Annotated in this window: 12 protein-coding genes; 1 reads left to right on the forward strand and 11 read right to left on the reverse strand. The window is 39.6% G+C overall.

Annotated features, from left to right (window positions below; genetic code table 11):
- Window positions 1-43: 43 nt before the first annotated feature.
- The 9 genes from FVB32_RS10000 to FVB32_RS10040 all read right to left on the reverse strand — a co-directional run bounded on the left by FVB32_RS10000 (window position 44) and on the right by FVB32_RS10040 (window position 17,910).
- Window positions 44-1,474, reverse strand: coding sequence for an MFS transporter (locus FVB32_RS10000; protein ID WP_147743658.1), 1,431 nt, complete (start codon window positions 1,472-1,474; stop codon window positions 44-46).
- A gap of 12 nt (window positions 1,475-1,486) precedes the next feature.
- Window positions 1,487-2,992, reverse strand: a complete 1,506-nt coding sequence (locus FVB32_RS10005) for a glycoside hydrolase family 30 protein (protein ID WP_147743659.1) — start codon at window positions 2,990-2,992, stop codon at window positions 1,487-1,489.
- 35 nt (window positions 2,993-3,027) lie between these two features.
- Window positions 3,028-4,320, reverse strand: coding sequence for a glycosyl hydrolase family 17 protein (locus FVB32_RS10010; protein WP_147743660.1), 1,293 nt, complete (start codon window positions 4,318-4,320; stop codon window positions 3,028-3,030).
- A 63-nt stretch (window positions 4,321-4,383) separates the two neighbouring features.
- Window positions 4,384-6,120, reverse strand: a complete 1,737-nt coding sequence (locus FVB32_RS10015) for a glycoside hydrolase family 3 protein (protein ID WP_147743661.1) — start codon at window positions 6,118-6,120, stop codon at window positions 4,384-4,386.
- A 263-nt stretch (window positions 6,121-6,383) separates the two neighbouring features.
- The gene (locus FVB32_RS10020; protein ID WP_147743662.1) at window positions 6,384-9,251 is read right to left on the reverse strand and encodes a PKD domain-containing protein; all 2,868 of its coding nucleotides are present in this window, start codon (window positions 9,249-9,251) and stop codon (window positions 6,384-6,386) included.
- 22 nt (window positions 9,252-9,273) lie between these two features.
- Window positions 9,274-10,056: a glycoside hydrolase family 16 protein gene (locus tag FVB32_RS10025; RefSeq protein ID WP_246139864.1), complete on the reverse strand. Its 783-nt coding sequence runs from the start codon at window positions 10,054-10,056 to the stop codon at window positions 9,274-9,276.
- Between the two features lie 98 nt (window positions 10,057-10,154).
- Complete coding sequence (locus tag FVB32_RS10030; RefSeq protein WP_147743663.1) at window positions 10,155-11,576, reverse strand: glycosyl hydrolase family 16; 1,422 nt, start codon at window positions 11,574-11,576, stop codon at window positions 10,155-10,157.
- Between the two features lie 12 nt (window positions 11,577-11,588).
- On the reverse strand, window positions 11,589-14,780 hold the full coding sequence (locus FVB32_RS10035) for a glycoside hydrolase family 2 TIM barrel-domain containing protein (RefSeq protein ID WP_147743664.1): 3,192 nt from the start codon (window positions 14,778-14,780) through the stop codon (window positions 11,589-11,591).
- A 313-nt stretch (window positions 14,781-15,093) separates the two neighbouring features.
- Window positions 15,094-17,910: a helix-turn-helix and ligand-binding sensor domain-containing protein gene (locus tag FVB32_RS10040; protein ID WP_147743665.1), complete on the reverse strand. Its 2,817-nt coding sequence runs from the start codon at window positions 17,908-17,910 to the stop codon at window positions 15,094-15,096.
- 410 nt (window positions 17,911-18,320) lie between these two features.
- Here FVB32_RS10040 and FVB32_RS10045 point away from each other — a divergent pair, with 410 nt between their 5' ends.
- On the forward strand, window positions 18,321-18,935 hold the full coding sequence (locus FVB32_RS10045; RefSeq protein ID WP_147743666.1) for a hypothetical protein: 615 nt from the start codon (window positions 18,321-18,323) through the stop codon (window positions 18,933-18,935).
- Here the strand turns inward: FVB32_RS10045 and FVB32_RS10050 are convergent.
- Both FVB32_RS10050 and FVB32_RS10055 read right to left on the reverse strand, forming a co-directional pair.
- The gene (locus FVB32_RS10050; RefSeq protein ID WP_187269549.1) at window positions 18,932-20,128 is read right to left on the reverse strand and encodes a serine hydrolase domain-containing protein; all 1,197 of its coding nucleotides are present in this window, start codon (window positions 20,126-20,128) and stop codon (window positions 18,932-18,934) included. The genes FVB32_RS10045 and FVB32_RS10050 overlap by 4 nt on opposite strands.
- A gap of 121 nt (window positions 20,129-20,249) precedes the next feature.
- Window positions 20,250-21,287, reverse strand: a complete 1,038-nt coding sequence (locus tag FVB32_RS10055; protein WP_147743668.1) for a UDP-glucose--hexose-1-phosphate uridylyltransferase — start codon at window positions 21,285-21,287, stop codon at window positions 20,250-20,252.
- Window positions 21,288-21,296: the final 9 nt, after the last annotated feature.

Below are 21,296 nucleotides of genomic sequence, written 5' to 3' on the forward strand. Positions count from 1 at the left end.
TTATTTTTTTAGTTATATAAATTCATTTAACAATTCAACATTGTTATAACACGCCTCTTCTTTCTTCCAATTGAGCTTTAATGTCTTTTGCTCTTTCTTCAGACAGGCTGTATTTCCACATAATCCAAATAGCCAAAGCAGCCGTCACTATAGGTATAACTATATCGGCGATACGCAACTTTGTTAAAGTATCAACTGACTGGGTAGCTGCGTTTCCGTCAAACCCTATTACCTTTAATACTAGGCCCCCTAAAACTAGAGCCAATCCTTGTCCAAGTTTTACAACCCACCAATATAATGCTCCAAAAGTTCCTTCCTTTCTTGGCATACCATTAACCAGTTCATCTAAATCACAAACATCAGCGGTCATACTCATCATTAGAGTGAATAAACTTCCTAAACCAAATGACATTAAAGGAATTGGAATAAAAGAAAGCCAAATATTGTCGGGAGTAAAAGCCCACCACTTCATAGCATATCCAATTATAGAAAGGGCCGTTGAAATAATAAAAGCTTTCTTTTTACCCCATTTTGTTGCCATTTTTGACACAATTGGAATCACTAGAAATGCTGAAACCAAAGCTCCAACAGAACTAAACCAGGCAGGCCACGTGGAAGTAGCTTCATAACTACCGTTAAAAATGTAAAAAACAAAAATAAAAAAACTGAAAGATGCTACTATTTGGTAACCGTTAAATACTAAAAAGGTAGCACCGCATAATTTCATAAAGGGTTTATTCTTTACAGCCTCTTTTATGCTGATGAATAAATCTTTTAAATTACTAAATACGGAGGTAAGGGTTAGTTTTTTTCTATTTCCCATATGAGAAGCATCAATACCTCTACAAAAAATAGCTGGCAAAAGGCCTAGAAGCAAACAAGCTACACCAACATAAATTGCCATGGTTCTTACCCCTTCAGCTTGATTACTAAAAAAATCTGGGTCTGCAATGATTACCCAAAACCAAGGTACAATTACCCAAGCCAATAGACCAACTGTTTGTGAAAACGCCATTAAACGCGTTCGTTCGTTGTAATCTGAAGTCATTTCATAGCCCAAACCAACCAAAGGTGTTGCAAACATGGTGTTTCCAATAAGAAAAACCATAGACATAATTAAGAAGTACCAAAAATTGTAGTCTGCCGAATTGTTTTCATCAAGTTGCCAAAGCAGAACAAATGTAATGGCACTTAAAATGCCTCCAACAAAGATATATGGTCTCCTTCTACCCCATTTAGAACTGGTATTATCTGAAATGAATCCCATAATTGGATCAGTAACCGCATCAAAAAATCGAGGTAATCCACCTAAAAGCCCTGCCAAAAAAGGATCCATGCCAAAAGCAGTGAGCAAGAAGAACATAAAAAACCCTAAGGCCCCTGGATATAGGTTCAAAACCAAATGACCTGCTCCAAAGGCTGCTTTTTGCCCAAAAGGGACTCTATCTTTTTTAGCTGTTTTTACAATTGACATAATCGTTTTGTTTTAGTTAGTATTAGTTGGTTTTTTTACGACCACGGTTTGTATGGCTTGTGCACTTATGGATATGTGTTGCGTACGCTCTCCCATAATGAGCTCGAAATTCTTGGCCTTAGTATCTTGATTTAAGAGCACTACGACTATTGAACCATCTGGATTTTTAGCAGCAGTGGCCATTAATGAATGATCGGAATTTTCAAATCCAATTCTTACGGCTCTTGGTCTTATAAATTTACTAAAGTGAGCTAAGGTGTGGTATATTGGTGTAAAGTATACTTCGTCTTTTTCAGGATCTACAATTACGGGTGCCACACACCAGTTTTTAAACCAGTTTGGCCCTCCTTGTGTATCCAAAACCATATTCCAATCTATCCAACCATCTACCCAATTGTTAAGGCAACCAATAATATCGCGAGCATAGCGATACACCGGCGCGTATTTCGGGTGAAGGTGTTTTTCATGTTCTGGAGCCCAATCCCATCCCCAGTCTGTAGCCTCTTTGGACCAATACCATTGGTCATCCTTCCATTTAGGAACTTCTGCATCTACGCATGCCTCTGATTGGATTAGATGTTTGGTAGGAGCTGCATTGTGGGCAAATTGCAATGATTCTGGAAACCAGTCGTAGGTGCTCGCATACCAATGAATTGCAGTGCCGTCAAAATATTTAGAAGAGGCTTCGTCTTGGAACATTACTTTGACCCATTCTTCTAATTCCTCACCTCTATTTTGGTCGTACCCCAATATTTTTACGTCATGATCATCAGCTTCCAACTTAGGGCCTAGATGATGTTTTACAAAATCTGTCATCTCTTGTGGGCTGTAATGCATGCTCTCCCAGTTGTTATTGTTGCCTAAGGGTTCATTTTCTACCGTGAATCCCCAAATATCAATACCTTCCAATTTATAGGCATCTAGGTATTTTGAAAAGAACAGCGCCCATGTATCGTAATATTCTGGCAATAATTTACCACCTCTCCAATCGTTATTGTCTTTCATCCATGGTGGCGCTGTCCAAGGGGAGGCCAGAATCTTAAAGCCGTCTTTGGATGTGGCCATGGCCTCTTTAATAAATGGAATGATATCATCCCGATCTTCTTCAATAGAAAAATGTTTTAATTCGGTATCTCCTTCAACCGGTGCGTAGGAATAATTGCTCACAGAGAAGTCGCAAGAGTTCATATGCGTTCTGGTCAAGGAGTATCTTGCTCCTTCATTTCCAAAGTAAGCATCAATTATTTTTTTACGATTTTCTTTGCTCAGTTGATTCAATAGGTATGCTGAAGCTTCTGTAAATGAACCCCCAAATCCAGTGATGGTTTGAAAATTTTGCTCTGGAAGTAATTTGAGTTGTGAAGCAACTCCTTCCCCTTCAAATGCTGTTACAGCTTTTAATTTATTCCCATCTGCTGAAGTTTCATATACCTCAATTTCTAATTTGTTGTCTACGCTACAAGCGCCGAGTACCACGGTTAATGCCACTATGCAATTAAATTTGTTAAACGTTTTCATTGTGTTCAATTTTTCCACTTCATTGGAGTTCTTTCTTACTCCGCCACAGCCTGTTCTCTTTTCAATGGGGGAACTAGCACATCATTCATCAAGGCTTCCTTATCACCATTATAGGTTTTGGTGATTGGTTTTCCATTTCTTGTCAGGCCATTAAAAATCCCTTGATCTACCATATCCCATAGGGCGTATTTTGCCTTGCCATCTATGGTGATCAAACCAAAATGATTCTCAGAACCTTGCTGGTTATGGGCATCTTTCCATCGTTCATTAAAAGCTTCAAAGTAGAAGCAAGAAATACCATTGGTATTTGTCCACTCACGAATATGATTGTGGTAGGCAGCTTCTTTGTATTCATCGGTGGCTTTTGAACCTGTAGGGCCATAATGACCATTTGAAATGGTTGCCCATCCTGTTTCACCAATATGAATGGGTTTGTCAACACCTAAACTTTTTGCATACTCTGATACTGCTTTGTACTGCGACTTGGCAAATTCTTTTGCACGAAGCATTGCGGCATCTATTTTTTCGATATCTGAAAGCTCCTCTTCCTCATCTGGAACCCCCCAAAACTCAGGATTATAATGTGAATTGTGGTATGCATAAGTGTGCATGGAAATGTAATCCACAGCCTTTATTAGGCTTTCAAGGTCTTCGGTATGATAGCTTTCCTCTCCACCTCCCCAAGAAGCAAAGTCGTCCGAACTTGTAATCCATAAATCCTTTGGAAGTTCTCCATTTTTCTTCAATTCTTGAAGATGATTCACCCATTTTAAGATAACACTAGGTTGCACATAATAACTGGTTGCCCATTTTACCATGGCTTCATTGCCCACCGCAATAATTTTTACAATATCTGGGTATTGATTTGCTAAGGCCACTGCTCTTGCAATTTCTCCTTCATTTTGCTCGCTTTCAACATCGTGGTCCGGAGTTTCCCCAGTCCATGCATTTTTGCAATCTATCCATGCACCAAGCATAACATACATTTCAAAATTGGAGTCCTCCCTCTTTAGCTCACTAATTGCTTTCAGCAAGTTGGAAGCTTGTTGCAATTGCACATTATAGGTCCGCAAAATTTTAATGCCCATTGCAGACAATATCTTCATATCCTCTTTTAACTCCTTTATGGTAGGCTGAACGTCACGGGTAGCTGCCCTATACCCTCCATAGGATATGGCCAAATAATCAGGATTGCCTAAAATATCTTTAGCTGTCACTTCTTTTTTTGTTTGGGGTTGATTTTCTTCTGTTTTGATTGATTTTTCTTTACATGAATGGTTCGCTATTAAAACCATTGCTGTAACTATTATTTTTAATATTGATTTCATAGCACTTTTTTTGATTATTTCAATAAATCTGCATGTACATGTATCCTATTTTTTGAAATGTCATTACTGTAACCCAAATCCATAGGAAAACAAAGGTGTACTAGTATCGTCCCAAAAATTTGGCCCATATTTCCCTTTATAATCTTCAACAGATTTTGGCCAAGAATGGGGTAACTTTCCTTTAAAACTATAATCGCCAAATAGCACCTCGGCAACACCATCACCTTCCGAACCCAGTAACCAAGCTGCAACAAAAGCATCCGATTGCTCAATTTGTTTGGTAGTCACTAACGGACGTCCGGACACAAGTAGCACGACTACTTTAATTCCTTTATCTGCATATGCATTAACATAATTTTGATGTGCTTGGGTAAGCGTTAATTCATATGTATCAATTTCACCTCCAATATCACCGAAGGCTTCGGCATAGGGAGTTTCCCCTACAACGATAATGGCAATGTCTGCATCATCGTGATTTCCTGTGGCATCTGCATCATAAACAACTTTTCCCGTTGCCATTTTTTCAATCCCTTGCAAAATAGTAGTGGCACCTGCATAATTTTCAGTAGAACCTTGCCAATTTATGGTCCAGCCTCCCGACTGTAAGCCAGCATTATTGGCATGCTCACCAACCACAACAATCTTACGCAAGTTCTTGTCTATTGGGAGTGTGTTTTTATCGTTCTTTAATAGTACCAGCGACTCTCTAACCGCTTGTCTTGCTATATCCCTATGTTCCTGGATTCCAATTTTGTCGATTAAGGTAGCATCGGGAAAAGGGTTCTCGAAAACACCCAATCTATATTTTTGGCGTAATATTCGGCGTACTGCATCATCAATCCGTTCTTGGCTTACATGACCACTTTCAACACCATTTTTTAAGCCTTCCAAATACATTTCCAAATCACCTTCAACAGCCATGATAACATCTACACCTGCATTGATCACATCATTTTCACCAAATCTTGAATAGCCTTTCCAATCAGACACCATGATTCCATCAAACCCCATAGCGCCTTTCAGCATATCCGTGATTAAAGGCTTATGTGCGTGCATTGGATGTCCAGACATAGAATTAAATGATGCCATGACTGAACCAACACCCTCGTCTACAGCAACTTTATAGGGAGGCAGTAATCTTTCTTGTACTTCTTCTGGACTCAGTGAGGAATCTCCGCCTTCCATACCATGATCTGTTGCTCCATCACCAATAAAATGCTTGGCGGTTGCCATAACCGTATGCTTGTCAGATAATGTTCCTTGCAGTCCTTTGACAGAAGCTTTGGTGAGCATTTCTGTTAATTCTGTGTTTTCTGAAAAGGCCTCATATACCCTTCCCCATTTTTCATTATAGGGGATGGCGATACAGGGAGAGAAAACCCAATTAAAGCCTGTAGCTTGCGATTCAATTGCGGTTATTTCAGCGGCGCGCTCAACTAATTTTGCATTTCGGGTTGCACCTAAACCAATGTTGTGTGGGAATATAGTAGCTCCCTCATAGGTGTTTTGACCATGTACTGCGTCAACGCCAAATAATAACGGAATTCCCAATCTAGTGGACAGTGCTAGCTCTTGTAATTTTGCGAATTTGGCTTGCCACTCGGCAGCGCCATTTCCGGGCAAAGGGCCTTGCGTATGTATAACAGAACCGATAAATTTTGTTGCAATGTCATTCTCTTCAATGTCATCAAAATGCCTCACCTGGGTCATTTGACCAATTTTTTCTTGCAAGGTCATCAATGCCAGTAAAGAATCTATTTTCTGCTCTATAATTAAATCAGCACTATTTTCTTTGTCCATCTGTTGTTCTTTACAAGATGATAAGCAGCAGATACAAATTATCAGTAGTTTAATACTAATGGTTAAAGATTTTGAATCCATCTTAAAGCTGCTTCTTTGACCTCAACAATTGTTGTTGTAATCGTACCTATTCCTTCAAACTTTTCAGTTTATAACAGTGTCCAAAATCTATTGGCCTGTACAATGGAATTGGTTAAAAAAAGGCTAGCAAAAAATTTGCTTGATGCTAGCCTTTTTTCTCTATTCATAGTTGGAATGCTTTTTTATTCAAGAATTACATCATCTATATAATAGGTTTCTGATGAAGATGTCGGTTGATTTCCGGTATCAAAATCAGGTATTATAACTATAGAGTTGTAGATGTTTGGGTTGAAATCCACAGGGACTACAGCTCCAAAATCAAAGGTTAATTCCACCCATTCATTTGCGTTTGTGACTGTTTGCTGTAAGCTGTAATTTGGAATGCTTCCAGGATTAGGTCTGGATTGCAATTCGAACTGAAACACTACATTGGCCTTAGTTGAATACACTTTAACCTTAAATGTTCTTGTTGTAGTCATATCCAATGGCGTAGCAAAAACATTTTCCATTCCGCCATAAAACTCAGTTCCTGAAGGCTTGTTAAATGTGTAAACGTTAGATGAAGTATTGATTCCCCCTGAAACGGTATTAGAAGTAATAGAACCGTTGACACTTGCTGGCTCAAAAACACCTCCAAACTCTTCTCCACTTTCAAAATCTGCTGGTAGAGAGGATAATGGTGTAGGACCACTGCTAGGTGTGCCATAGACCATCAGATCATCGAAATAGTATGTACTGCCATCGGCCACGTTGAAGTTGAAGAAAATCACCATCTTATCGAACTGTGGTGTCGGTGTCGCATCAAAATCAAAGGTCAGTTCTTCCCAATCGTTGGTGACACTCGTGGTCGCCAGAACCTCCGCAAAGTTGCCGGAATTGCCGATCTCTTCCAATTTCAGCAATACTGGGGTATTCGGAACAGGGGACCAAACCTTCATTCTTAAACCTTCGACTGCGTTAAAGTCCAACTTGGCGGCCAGGTCGATTTGGATATTATCGAACGGGGAATTGTTTGCCCTTACCACTTGACCTACTTTACACGAGGTGTTCACCGGACCATCAAAGTCTGGGTTATCAATCCATGTGAAAGAAGCATTGTCCTCTATCACGGCAGGTGTGTTGGTCTGCCAGGTAATGTTCAAATCTGCAGCAGCTGTGGATTCTCCGGTTTCGGGAACACAAGCACCCCCGCTAGGTGTACCATAGACCATCAGGTCATCGAAATAGTACGTACTGCCATCGGCCACGTTGAAGTTGAAGAAGATCACCATCTTATCGAACTGTGGCGTCGGTGTGGAAGGAAAATCGAAAGTAAGTTCTTCCCAATCACTCGTTACACTGGTTGTAGCTGTTACTTCAACAAAGTTGCCAGAATTCCCGATCTCTTCCAATTTCAGCAATATTGGGGTATTCGGAACTGGTGACCAAACCTTCATCTTTAATCCCTCGACCGCGTTAAAGTCCAACTTGGCGGCCAGGTCGATTTGAATGTTGTCGAACGGGGAATTGTTTGCCCTTACCACTTGACCTACTTTACACGAGGTGTTCACCGGACCGTCAAAGTCTGGGTTATCAATCCATGTGAAAGAAGCATTGTCCTCTATCACAGCCGGTGTGTTGGTCTGCCAGGTAATGTTCAAATCTGCAGCAGCTATGGATTCTTCGGTTTCGGGGGTACAGGTTCCGCCACCACCTGGGGTGCCATAGACCATCAGGTCATCGAAATAGTACGTACTGCCATCGGCCACGTTGAAGTTGAAGAAGATCACCATCTTATCGAACTGTGGCGTCGGTGTGGAAGGAAAATCGAAAGTAAGTTCTTCCCAATCACTCGTTACACTGGTTGTAGCTGTTACTTCAACAAAGTTGCCAGAATTCCCGATCTCTTCCAATTTCAATAAAATTGGGGTGTTGGGAACAGGGGACCATACTTTCATTCGTAGTCCCTCAACTGCATTGAAGTCGAATTTATCGGCCAAATCGATTTGAAGGTTGTCAAATGGAGAGTTGTTGGCCCTTGTTACCTGTCCAACTTTGCATGAGGTGTTCACTGGACCGTCAAAGTCAGGATTGTCCACCCAAGCAAAAGTTACATTATCCTCTGTCACGGCCGGTGTATTGGTCTGCCAGGTGATGTTCAGATCTGTTGCGGAAATAGATTCTTCCGTTTCCGCTGTGCAGGTTCCACCGCCGGTACCGGCCCCCACCTGTTCAATGTTATCTACAAAGAAAGTACCCTCAACTCCTGGGTTTGTATTGAAGCCAATGAACAATATCAATTTACCATATTGACCATCTGGAACAATAGGTTGGCCGTTTTGGGAATCACCTTCTATAAAGCTGGCTACTGCATCAGCGGCAAAGTCAAAACTTAAAGTTTCCCACCCCGAACCGGTATGGGTAGCCCCGACCTCTACATCGCGCGCTCCATCTGCACCATCCTCAAACTTGATCAAAACAGCGATTTCTGTGGATGCGAATAACTCCAATTGAATAGTCTTGTTAGCACCACTAAAGTCCACTGCTGGTCCTAAAGGGAATTGCACATTTTGGAATTGACCACCACCGGTTACCATTTGTCCAACATTGGTGTCGTTTCCATTGCCATTTTCGGGGTTAGTCTCTACCGTAAATCCGATGTTGTCACCTACAATGATATCATAATCCACATTGGTGCCATCAAAATCAATGGGCAATGTGAGCGGCGTAGGAGGATCCGGTATAGTAATAGTCAGTTCATCTTCAAAAGTACTTGAAGCACCGGCAACATTAGATGCGGTAAGTGTAACGGTATATGTGCCCGAAGTATAGGTTTTTATAGGATCTATTTCGGTAGAAGAGGTGCCATCTCCAAAATCCCATTCAAAATTTTGGGCATTTTCAGATATGTTAATAAAGGATACCGTACCTGAATCTTGAATAATAGTCTGTGTAAAGCCCGCAACCACCTCTGGCAGGGAATTTCCCTCGTCATCTTCTTCACATCCCAGAAAGGATATTGCCAAGATCAATACGGATAGTATCTTGATATTTTTGAGTAATAGTTTCATAATCTTTTTCGTTTTAGTTAGTTTAATCTGCGTTATTTTTATATACCCTCACATAGTCCACCAACATGGTTTGCGGGAATTCGGTTTCAGCGTTTGGAGACCCTACAAAAGTGCCTCCAACAGCAAGATTCATTAGAATATAGAATGGCTTATTGAAGACCCATTCTCCAGTTACATCTTCAGGAGTAATTTGATTGTACAATACATCGTCTACGTAAAAATTCACAAACTCAGGACCCCATTCAATTCCGAAGATGTGGAAGCCTGTATCAAATCGGTCGTTCTCCAACGTATACTCTTTGGAAATTGCTTCTCCGCCGGAGTAACCAGGACCATGTACGCTACCTATCAAAACAGTAGGATTTTGTCCTCTATATTCCATGATATCGATTTCTCCAGCTCCAGGCCAGGGATTTTCGTCTATGTCCGCCCCAAGCATCCAAAAAGCAGGCCAGATACCCTGTCCAAAAGGCAAACGAATACGTGCTTCGAAACGCCCATACTGTTGCTCAAACTTATCTTTTGTCAATAACCTTGCTGAGGTATATTGGGAATTTTCAAAAGATTCTTGTCGAGCGGTAATTAACAATATTCCGTTTTGTATCGTTACATTGTCAGGACGATCGGTATAGTATTGTAATTCTTGGTTGCCCCATCCATTTTCTCCAGTTCCGATATCGAAACCCCAAACTTGGCTGTTTGGTGCTCCGTCAGTATCAAAGTTTTCGTCTAACACTAAATTTGTAAAAGTTGCCACTGTCTGAGTTTCGTCTGTTGAACAACCGGAAATAGTCCATACCGCCATAATGATAAGGCATTTTAGAACTGTCGATTGTATTGTGTTAATTTTAAAATATTTCATGTTCATAATCATTTTTTTTCGATGTTGATTAAATGATCTCATTATTCGGTATAGAAATAAATGTTATCAAATATGAAGTTTGGACCGCCGACTAGTATTAGGCCGCCCAGATTGTCCCTTTGAGCAGTTAAGTCTCCATCAAGAGGGATATCAAAAGAGGTCCATTGGCCAACAGTCAATCCAGTTAGATCAAACCTAAGGTCGACATCGTCACCAATTGGGTTTCCTGTATTGACATCTGTTTCAATCATTTGATTGGCTCCCGCGTCCCTGATTTGAAGTCCGACTTCAGTTCCACCCTCTTGCACATATACATCTACATGCATGAAGGTTAAACCGGAAGCATCAACAGTGTTATCGAAAATGATTCCCGTAAAGTTGTTGTTGGTATAAGCCAACACATTGTCACCATTGTTGTTTGTTATAACAGTTTCTGTAGTAGACCCTCCAAAACCGGGAGCAAAATTGCTGGATGTATCCGCTGTATACGCCTCACTGAAAATTGATTTTACGTTGGCTGCCGGCCTTGTTGGGGTCGGAGCTAAAGCTAAACTACCAGCAGAGGTAACTTCCAAGGAGCCCGAAGCACGAACCCCTACCAACTGTGCAGTAATATTTGCAGTACCTGTGCCAATGACCGAAACTTGACCGAGTTCGTTCACAATGGCCACGGAATTATCCGAAGAATTAAAATCGAAATAGGATGGTGCCGCAATTACTGTTTGGTTAATCCCAGATTCCAAATTAAAGGTCTGAGTCAACCCATTAACCAAGAGGTTGGACCCGGTAAAGGCCTGTTGTACAACATCCACCCCGTTTAAAATAGCAGGGCTTGGTTGCGCTATCGTTCCCAATTTTTCAAAACGTAACTCATCTATCCAAAAAGTATACCCAAAACCACCGGTAGTTTGCGTCCCTGCAGAGAAAAAGAACATTCCTCTTTCCTGTATCAATTTTGACGGATCTGGAATAGGAATGATAATTTTTCGCCAATCGGTAGATAACCGTATGTTCTGGGCAGTTACTGCAAATTTGTTTTGACCAAAATCGGTTCCAAAGCCTACTTCCCCTATGGTAGCGGTAGTAGAACCTTTAACATAGAAGGTCAAGGCATCAAAACCTGTTAAGTCCCTACCAGCACCACGATCCAGGAAAATACCTCCAATAAATCCACCATCAGGGTCATCTGGAGCGGGCACATCAATTCGTATAGAAGATGACCCTTCAAAAGCCACGTTATCATCAGTACCAAAGCCTTCGGGATTAGCACCTTCATTTGGATCAAAAGAATCAAAGAACTCATCCGTAAGTCCTACAGGAGCATCTGTAAAAATGTCTCCATTGGCAGAAAATGTGGCAAATTCCACATCATCTGAAAAGTCTCTTTCACAACTACTGAAAAGCGCAATGCCCAAGGTCAGAAGAAGTATAAAATGTATGTTGGTATATTTTTTATTTTTCATTTTTCAATCTTTTTATTTCCCGATATTGATATGTACGTAAGTCATAATCTCCCACTCGTTACCATTACCAAATCCAACTGGACTTACAATAGGTTCTTGTGAAAAAGTGTTGGGCGGTACCGCGTTTGGCAAATAACGTGGTGAAAACTCATTTAATGACCTCCATGTACCACGGATTCCTATTTGTGTACTTGGCAAAATAAACCAGTCTGGTTTGCCAAGAGTTGTAGAGATATCCAACATCAGTTGCACAGGGTATGTTAAGTTAAAATCTCGATGGTAATCAAATGGTCCCCAATCGTTGATTTTTTGTGTGTACTGTACTTTCCATTTCTTATAGAGCATTCGGACATCTCCGCCAAAACGTTTTATCAATCGATCACTATCTCCGTTAGCTTGCCCGTTGCCATAGTAGAAATTTCCAATTAAACCGAAATCCGAACCAAGTTTGGATACCATTCTGGAATGGACTTCCCATAAATCTTCAGCGGGAACCGAATTTGGGAAAGCAAAGAAGGTCCTGTCGGCGTTGAAACCAATATGTGAATCAATGGTCGTAGGAAGGTGGCGGTATACAAACCCTAAGTTCATAGCGAACTTAGCATCTTCTGACCTATCATTATCCCACTCGTACATCCAAGTACCCGGGGTAGGGTCGAAAGTCAAGAGAATCTCACCGGCAGTGGTTTCTCTGTTAGCTCGAACGGAAAAGGGATCATCAAGATTGTTTCTTAACCTACCAGGGCCCTGCACATCTTGTGGCATAGCCTCTACCAATGGTTTTTGCCACATGAAATTGGGAGCAATTTGAAAATTTCCTGCGGCTATGGTAAATCCAGAAAATACACTGGTTACATTACCACTTCCAGTATCCCTTAATTTCCAACCGGTAAAAGTCATCGTTTGGTCAGCACCACCATTGGCGGCAAGTCCCATAATTGCCCCTTGACCGTACCAATTGAATTTTCCACCTTCGTAAGTAAGCTTAGCTTTACCGCCCCAGTTATCACTTGATTGAATCCTATCTTCAAAAACAACATAATTTCCAGGCGTACCCCTAACATCTTGAAATGAGGTACCGTTCAAAGGGCTTCCAGCCCAAATTCCTCCCAGCATAACTCCAAATTTGCCGAACTCCCTTTCAATAGCCAATGTGGCCCTTTCGGTCGGCCAAAATGGGATTACACCACTTCGTACTTGATTTGCATCCAAGACCCGACGTCCATTTTCATCAAAAACCAGATTGGTTTCAAAGTCTCTATGGTAAATACCGGTTACATCAAATTTCCCAATATGTTTTTTGTACTTGAAAAGCATTGTAGGGTTTGCACCCCACCATAATTGAGGACCAATAGCCGCTTTCAATCCTTTTAAAGGGCCCTTTCCGTCAATTTCCATTCCTAATATTTCACCATTGTAAATATCAAGGTTAGGGCCATAGTTGGCCTCTGGATACAATCCAAAAAAGTCACCTTCATAACCCCAATGATAATGACCTGTTCTATAGAAGCCTTTTAGATCAAATTCTTTGGCGTTCCATTCAAACTCTGCTTGATATACCCGAATTCTATTTACATCCGAAACAATTACGTCTCCTTGGTCAGTACTCACATCAATAGGACGGGAGTTATTCTCATAAAAAATCTCATTGATTGGGTTTCGCGCCACATTACCAACAACATTCATATTTACCTCTGCTCTCATGTTAGGTGCAGGGTTTCCTTCTACTCCAATAAAATACGACTGCATGTGATCGAATCCTAACTGATTTGGAAAGGTGTTAGGGTCGTCCGGGTCAGGAGTATCCGGAGTCGTAATTAAACTACCTCCAGTACTGAAGGTTGAGAACTTTGCTTGAAGGTTGCTGATGCGAAGCAGGTTACTTTGCTCTCCATTTAATGCTGCTTTATCACCCCGTGCCTTAAGCACAGCATCCATTAACTGTATGTTCTTAAAATGATTGGTTACAAAATCTAGATTTACACCTTCTTCATATGGATTTAATTGATGCGCATCTTTTAGTGCATAATAGGCTGCCCTTGGATAAAGGTCGTATAGCCCTCTAGGGTTGGTAGCGCCTTTGGCACAAATTCCAAACCATTCCTCGTTCATGTTATTTGCTCCTGGGGCGGCGAGATCTCTCGCATATCCACCATTGGACCATGAGGCGTTGTTATCATGCACATCGGCATTTTTTCTATCATCAAAACCAAATTTCCACCAACCATCACTAAATTGGAAAGTGAAACCTCCAATTGAATTGTTAGCTTTTCCTAGACCAGCGGCATTTTCATAGATCTCTTTCCAGTTTTCTACCATATAGTATGCCTGTGAATATTGATCCTCCTTGTTTTCAATAGCATTAAAAGCATCAGCTCCAAACTCGGTGAACATCACTGGCTTGTTCAATTTTTCTTTTACTACTTCAAACATGTCTCCAAAAGAAGCCCCTCGATAGGTATTGGTTCCATAGATATCCACATCTTTACATTCTTCTGCAACGATATCAATGAACAGCACATCACCATTACAAATAGCTACAGGATGTGAAGAATCCATAGCCTTCATTTTTTTAGCGGCTTCATTCATCAATCGATACATAGGTCTTCCTCGACTTTCACCTATAAAATTTATTCTTCCTTCATCGTCTGGAAAATCTTCAGTTTCTGCTCCTGCCCAGAATAATCCATAGTTATTTTCATTACCCAATAAATAGAGTAGGAGTCCTGGTGTGTCTTTATAACCCTTGACCAACTCTTCCATTTCGGACATTAAAAACTCCACAGTTGTAGGGTCATCATAAATGGTAACTGGAGTCCATACGCCATTTAATGTTAATCCGTAGCGACCAAACGAATGATTAAGCATGGTGTAGATGCCATAGTTCTCATAGATATACTGTATCCATTTTGCGGGGACGCCAGTATATTGGCGAATAACATTGACCCCCATGTTTTTCAGGAGGGACATTTCAGTGTCAAGACCTGCCTTGATGATGTCATCTGGTTTTTTCCAGAACGCCGCGTTCACTGTATTGGTGCCAATTGGAATATAATCCCAATTCATCCCGTTCATCATAAAATCCTTTCCATTGACCACCAATTTAGTTCCGTCATCATTGTTTACAATGGAAACCTTATCGGCTTGGGCGTAGATACCGGTCGTAAACAATAAGAGTAGTAATCTCAGTAAATTGTTTTTCATAGTAATGTTTAGTTTTAGTTTGATGTTTGCTAAAAAGAAAATGTGGTATGTCGTTTCGGTAAAACAAAACTTTTGAAGAAATGGGGAACTTCCTTTTTTTGCGAACGGTTAAACTTATCTTAAAAAAATGCGAAGTCCTTAAAAAAGACCTCAACAAAAAATATACATGCTAAAAAAAGAATGTTTTTTTTGATATATTGATAAATACACTGATTTTACAGGGCTTCCAGGACCATGTGAATATTCCTACTCTAAGCCAAAATTTGAGTTTGTATAGGTATTGTTGAGGTAAATTGGACTTTCTGTAAAGAAATTACAGTTTAAGAATGTAGTTGACTAGGTTGTCATCATGCGATAAGTCCATTTTTTTACGAAGTCGGTACCTTTTTATTTCAACACTACGTGCCGATATATTGAGCAGAGGAGCTATTTCTTTCGAGGATAAATTAAGACGCAAATAGGCACACAGGCGTATGTCGTTAGGGGAAAGATTTGGGTGCGCCTTTTTTAGTTTTTTCAAGAATTTTCGGTCTGCATTGTTAAATGCTTCTTTGAACAGTTCCCAATCATCATTTTGATTTAGGCTTTTATCAATAATATTAATGATTGGTCTTACAGAGCTTTTGTCCTCTACATTGGATAGGAGTTGTTCCTTAACTTTAGACAACAATTCATTCTTTTTAATGATGCTTAAGGTAGAAGCAGCCAATTCATTGCTCTTGCTTTTAAATTCTTCTTTAAGCTGCTCGTTTTTAATTTTAATGATTTCTTTTTCATTTTGGGCCTTCGCCAATTCCATTTCACGCTTGTTTTTTTCTATCAATTTTTTTTGACGTTTGTGATAATAACGCCTGTACGAGTTGTGAATAAGAATTGATCCCAAAATGAAGGCAAACGCATAAAGACCCAACAATAGGTTGGAGAAGTACCATGGCCTGTTTATTTTAAAATTATAGCTGGCAATATTGCTTGATAGCTTATCGCCAATTTTTGCCCTAACCTTAAAAGTATAGTCGCCAAATGGAAGGTTTTCAAATGTGGTGAATGACTGCTGCGACCAATTACTCCATTCTGGATAAATACCCAAAAGCTGAAATTGGTAATTGGGTTTTAAATATTTGCTGAAAGCAGCAGCGTAAAAGGATATTTGAAGGTTGTTTTCATGATTTTTAAAGTTTCCTTTGAGCGTTTTGCTCAGTAAGTTTTTTTCACTTTTATGTTCATTTTTACCCCCTTTTCTAATATTTCCTAGGTTAACATCGAATTCCCTTTCTCGATAATCATCGATATCAACTGTAATGAACCCTGAGCTAGTGCCAAATAAATATTTCCCATCCTCCTCGAGTCCCGTTGCACTTTCGTACCCTACGATGCCACTTCTTATGTTTTCGGTTAAGGGAAGCGAGTTAATAATAGGTGTGCTTGCTAGTTTCCCTTCTGAGATAAAGTGAACATTTGAGTTTGTAAACACCCACAAATAATCACTTTTATTATCCACAATCATTTTGCCAGAAACATAATCATCTTGGGTATAGACTTTGCTTAGCAGTGAGTCTTTGACAAATTTCTTGCTATCACGGTCATATTTTAGAATCCCTTTTTTATACGAGTATAGTAAATCATCTTTGTATTTTATGATTCCAGAATTAGAACCACGAATCAGTGTATCAATCGTAACATTTTGCACTTTGGAAAATGCGCTGTCCACTTCTATCCTAAATACACCTTTGTATTCATGATTGACAAAAATGTCATCATGGTATGTTTCAAAATATCTGGAGGAGTGGTTAAATCCTTCAATCTTATTCTTAAGTTGCCAAAACCCATCCAACTTTTCTAAAATATATAAGCCATCGTAATTTCCTTGTAGCAGATAATTATCACTATCGTTTAAGCGGCTTACCTTCCAAGTGCCTTGAATGCCGGCAATCTTTTTGGCCTTATTTCCATCAATAATAAATGTCCCAGTATGGTGACCACAGAACAAGGTTTCTCCAATGGTGTTCAAAGACCACACTTGACCTTGTGTACCTTGGATGAATTTAAAATCAACATCCAATGCAATATCTTTATAAAAAAGCCCTTGATTTGTTCCCAAATACAAAATGTTATCCTTAAGCGCAGCGGTATACACACTTCCGGCAACACCTCGGTTATCATGGTACACCTTAAAAGGGGATCTAAGGTTGATGTAGCTTATTCCATTATCCAATCCAAGCCAAAGGTTATTGTCAGCGTCCTCAAATAATGATAGTACCGTATTGTTTCGCAATCCTTTTATTTGATCTATATGGTAGAGTAGGGTCCCATTTTGATCAATATGAACCAAACCATGGGAAATGGTCCCCAAAACAAAGCTTTTGTCTTGCAATAGGAGCGCACTGTAGATACTAACATCAGATAACAATACATCTGCACTTATATTCCATTTGTTCAACGACTGGCCTTGGGCAGTATAGAAACCATTGTGTCGTGTTAAAATTAAAAGGTCATTTTCCCTTGGGAATATATTTATAACCTCATCTTTTTTAACAACTTCGTCATCAAAGACCAAGATTTTTCTACCATTTTCAATTTTGAATATTCCTTGATTTATGCTCTGAAAATAAATAGTTTGATCCACCTTGAATATTTTGAACAGCGATGTTTCGGAATCAATAACATTTACTGAATGGTCAGTTACATTATAAATGTAGATTCGATTCAAAGACTGAAAAACAATCCATTGACCCATATCGAGAATACCCCAGAACTCCTCATCTTCCAACAGGTCTTTTTTCAGCTTTGTAGATAATGAGGTATAGTTGAGCATTCCAAGATCATCTTTTTGCCAATAGCCAAATTCCATATAACTACCTGTATAAATCTTATTGCCCACTACTTTTACTGACCTCATAATGGTCTCATCTGGTGATGGAAAAAGCGCCCATTCCGCACCATTGTACTCTAAAAGCCCTTTACTATTGGCAACATAAACTACTTTGTTTTTGGATTGAGAGATGGCCCAATTTTGATTTTCGGCTTTGTAATCGGAAGGAGAATAATTCTGAATTGGGGGAAGTTCCTGTGCTGATAGAGAGAGGCCAATAACTAAGGCAACCTGGAAAAATATTTTCTTAGCTTTATTCACGAGGGTTTAACTTGAATATAACAACTATGCGCATTAATGCGTACAGATAAATAAATACAAAATCAATAAGGATATTCCCAAACTAGGGTATGCTGTTGGCAATTTTTCCTTTTTCATCTACTTGTAAATTAAGCAAAATGATTGTATCGCAAGAATATCTGTGCTTTTTTTATATATAAAACCCATTTTATGGTTAATTGGCCAAAAATGAACTTTAGCTGTCCCTTTTAATCTAATATTTGTGGCGTTTTGGAATGGATAGGGTATTTTTCAAAAAGTATAATTACAGGTGCACATACTTAAAAAAGAAACAAATTCTTTATACCGGTCATGATGATTAACGTATTCATTTGAAGTAACTTTGCTTGGAGAGACCAATAACCAAACCTTTAAATTTTCTTACCTAAAAGATGGGCGAATTTTTTAAAGCCGAATTAAAAGATCGTTTTTTAGAATATGCTTTGGGGCGCAGGGATTATTTTGAAATCCAAGTGCTTTATGATGAATTTTTGAGTCCGGGGTATAACTTGGAATTTGTAGAGAAGCTGGTCAAGGAAATTCAAGATTATGATTCCAATCTTTTGGATATTATGAGTGGAAATGGTGCGGAAATTTTTATGTTGGCCTCCACACCAAATACCCATCTTTTTATAAACGATGGCGGGTTCAAGGATATGCACATTAAGGAAGAAGAGAAGTGGGATGTTTTTTTAGATCAGGTGTCTAACAACCGCAAGCTGTCCAAGGATGAAAGAAAGTTGTTAAAAAAGAACTCTCCTGTACTTAAAAGAGAAAAGAAAATATTGATTCTACTTATTTCGGCCATTGTAATCAGTTTTTTATTTACACTATTCAGCATTTTAAAAGGGATGTTGTTAGAACCTGAGTATGTTCCCGTGGATGAGTTCGAACGCAAAATGGAACAGTTTCAAGAGCAGTATATTCAAGAAAATGAACGGTTGATCCAAGAATTAAGAGAAGCTCAAATGGTTATAGATTCTTTGAAGACCAGTAGCTCGAATTAGATTCCATAATGATCAAATACTTCTTTTAATAGCTCGTTTACCAGTTCATATCTTAGTAAAGGGCCGTCATCAGACCTACTTTGATTGTTCAACATGGCAATACTGACATCACTAATGGGGTCAAAAAACATATAAGACCCATAACCTCGCATACCACCAGTGTGTCCGTAGGTAGATCTACCATGAAATAGTACTTCCCGCGTTCCTAGTCCATATGACACAAATACTTTATCAGGAATATCAAAATGAGGAGTCATCATTTGGATTCTTGATGCATCGGAAACCGCATTGCCATTATACAGGTGTTGTGCCCACATAGATAAATCTGAGGCCGTAGCAAATACATCAGCGGCACAATAAAATATACTATGATATGCGGGGCCAAACTCACTTGCGATATCTTCTAGAGTTCCATCATCATCGCTATCACGCCATGGTGTGGCAATATCCCCTTCAATGGCTTCATTGGTTCCAAAATAAACATTGCCCAGACTCAAGGGTCCCCAAAATTTTTCGCGCATGACCTCACCAACTGTTTTTCCGGTGGAGGCTTCAATAATTAGTCCCAAAAGCAGATAATTAGAATTGGAGTATTCATGTCCTACTCCTGGTTCATCTACTGGAGGGCCAATAAAGCCTACCAAGGTAGATTGAGGAATGGGAGTTTGTAAATCACTTTCTGCCATTGCCCAAAGATTATCGTACATATAACCAAACAAGCCGGAAGAGTGTGTTAATAGTTGATAAACTGTAATGGAATTGTCTACATTTTCAGAACTTATATCCAACCAATCAGCTATGGTGTCCTCTAGATTTAAAATACCTTCATCCACAAGCTTCATAGTTGTGGCGGCTACAACCGTTTTGGTAATACTGCCAATTCCAAACCTCATATTACCATTAATGGGAACCCCCAGTTTGGATATTCCTCCTGTAAGACTCAAGTGTTCTTGATTACCAACCCTAATAGAAACAGCAACTCCAACCAATTTATCCGTATCGTTACCCACCTTTTCGTCAATAATTGCCTGAAGCTTTTCTTCTATAGTTAGTTCAGAAACTGGATTTGGATTGGGATCTGGATTGGAATCTGAGTCAGGAGTAGGGTCATCACTGCCCGAAGAACAGCTAATACCCACCATTAAGATTAATAAGGAAACAAATGGGTATATTTTTTTTCTGAAGTACAACATAATTTCAAGCATTAGTCAATCTGAGCTAACACCCAATATACAGATTATTACACAATTACCAAGGTTTAACAATTGGCTGAATCGTGTCTTAGATACTACCCATTTTGTATTTTAACGGGTCTTACAGAGCTGTTTTTGTAGAATAATGCGTATTTGATAGCGCTTTTAAGGTATTGGCTGCTTGTTCAGCGGTAATATCACGTTGTGGATTTGCAAACATCTCGTAGCCTACCATAAATTTCTTCACGGTTGCTGAACGTAGAAGGGGTGGATAGAATGACATATGAAAATGCCATTCAAGATGTTCCTTTCCATCTGTAGGCATTTGGTGAATACCTGCGGAATAAGGAAAAGACATCCCGAAAAGATTGTCATATTTTGTAGTTAGTAATTTAATTATTTTCGCAAAAGAAATCTCCTCGTCCTTGTTGAGTTGTCCAATATGTTGATAATGTTTTTTAGGAATTATCATAACCTCATAAGGCCAGGTAGCCCAAAATGGGACGAGCGCTACAAAGTCTTCATTTTCCTCAATCACTCGTTCTCTGGTTCTCAATTCTTGCTTTAGATAGTCTTCTAAAAGACTGGTCCCATTTGTTTTGAAGTAGTCCTCTTGTTGTTTGGCTTTTTTTCTCGGTTCTTCTGGAATAGTGGATTGCGCCCATATTTGTCCATGCGGATGTGGATTGCTACAGCCCATGATATCTCCTTTGTTCTCAAAAATCTGGACGTAATTGATTTCTTCTATGGCACCCAGTTCTTCATACTCCTTTTTCCACAATTTTACCACATCTGTAATGGCATCAACTTTCATTTCTGGAAGCGTAAGGCTATGATCGGGGGAGAAACAAACCACTTTACAAATACCTTGTTCTGCTTCAGCTTTAAGAAGACCTTTATCATAATTTTCTTTTTTTCCATCCATCAAAATGGCACCAAAATCATTTTGAAAAGCAAAGGTGTTTTTGTAGTCTTCATTGATAGACCCGTTGGCCCTGGTATTTGTAGGACACAGGTAACAAGCAGGATCATATTTTGGGCGTTGGTCGGAGTTGGATTTTTCGGTTTTCCCCTGCCAGGGTCTCTTGGTTCTGTGTGGCGAGACCAATATCCACTCTCCGGTTAGGATATTGTATCTTCTATGTGGTTCTGATAACATATTTGATAA

This window comes from Flagellimonas hymeniacidonis, from assembly GCF_008040165.1.
GTDB classification, from domain to species: Bacteria; Bacteroidota; Bacteroidia; order Flavobacteriales; family Flavobacteriaceae; genus Flagellimonas; species Flagellimonas hymeniacidonis.

Bases quoted from the DNA above. Each gene is read 5' to 3' on its own strand.
- FVB32_RS10050 (WP_187269549.1), bottom strand. From the start codon at position 20,128: ATGTTGTACTTCAGAAAAAAAATATACCCATTTGTTTCCTTATTAATC.
- FVB32_RS10005 (WP_147743659.1), bottom strand. From the start codon at position 2,992: ATGAAAACGTTTAACAAATTTAATTGCATAGTGGCATTAACCGTGGTA.
- FVB32_RS10035 (WP_147743664.1), bottom strand. From the start codon at position 14,780: ATGAAAAACAATTTACTGAGATTACTACTCTTATTGTTTACGACCGGT.
- FVB32_RS10030 (WP_147743663.1), bottom strand. From the start codon at position 11,576: ATGAAAAATAAAAAATATACCAACATACATTTTATACTTCTTCTGACC.
- FVB32_RS10010 (WP_147743660.1), bottom strand. From the start codon at position 4,320: ATGAAATCAATATTAAAAATAATAGTTACAGCAATGGTTTTAATAGCG.
- FVB32_RS10025 (WP_246139864.1), bottom strand. From the start codon at position 10,056: ATGGCGGTATGGACTATTTCCGGTTGTTCAACAGACGAAACTCAGACA.
- FVB32_RS10015 (WP_147743661.1), bottom strand. From the start codon at position 6,120: ATGGACAAAGAAAATAGTGCTGATTTAATTATAGAGCAGAAAATAGAT.
- FVB32_RS10045 (WP_147743666.1), top strand. From the start codon at position 18,321: ATGGGCGAATTTTTTAAAGCCGAATTAAAAGATCGTTTTTTAGAATAT.
- FVB32_RS10000 (WP_147743658.1), bottom strand. From the start codon at position 1,474: ATGTCAATTGTAAAAACAGCTAAAAAAGATAGAGTCCCTTTTGGGCAA.
- FVB32_RS10020 (WP_147743662.1), bottom strand. From the start codon at position 9,251: ATGAAACTATTACTCAAAAATATCAAGATACTATCCGTATTGATCTTG.
- FVB32_RS10055 (WP_147743668.1), bottom strand. From the start codon at position 21,287: ATGTTATCAGAACCACATAGAAGATACAATATCCTAACCGGAGAGTGG.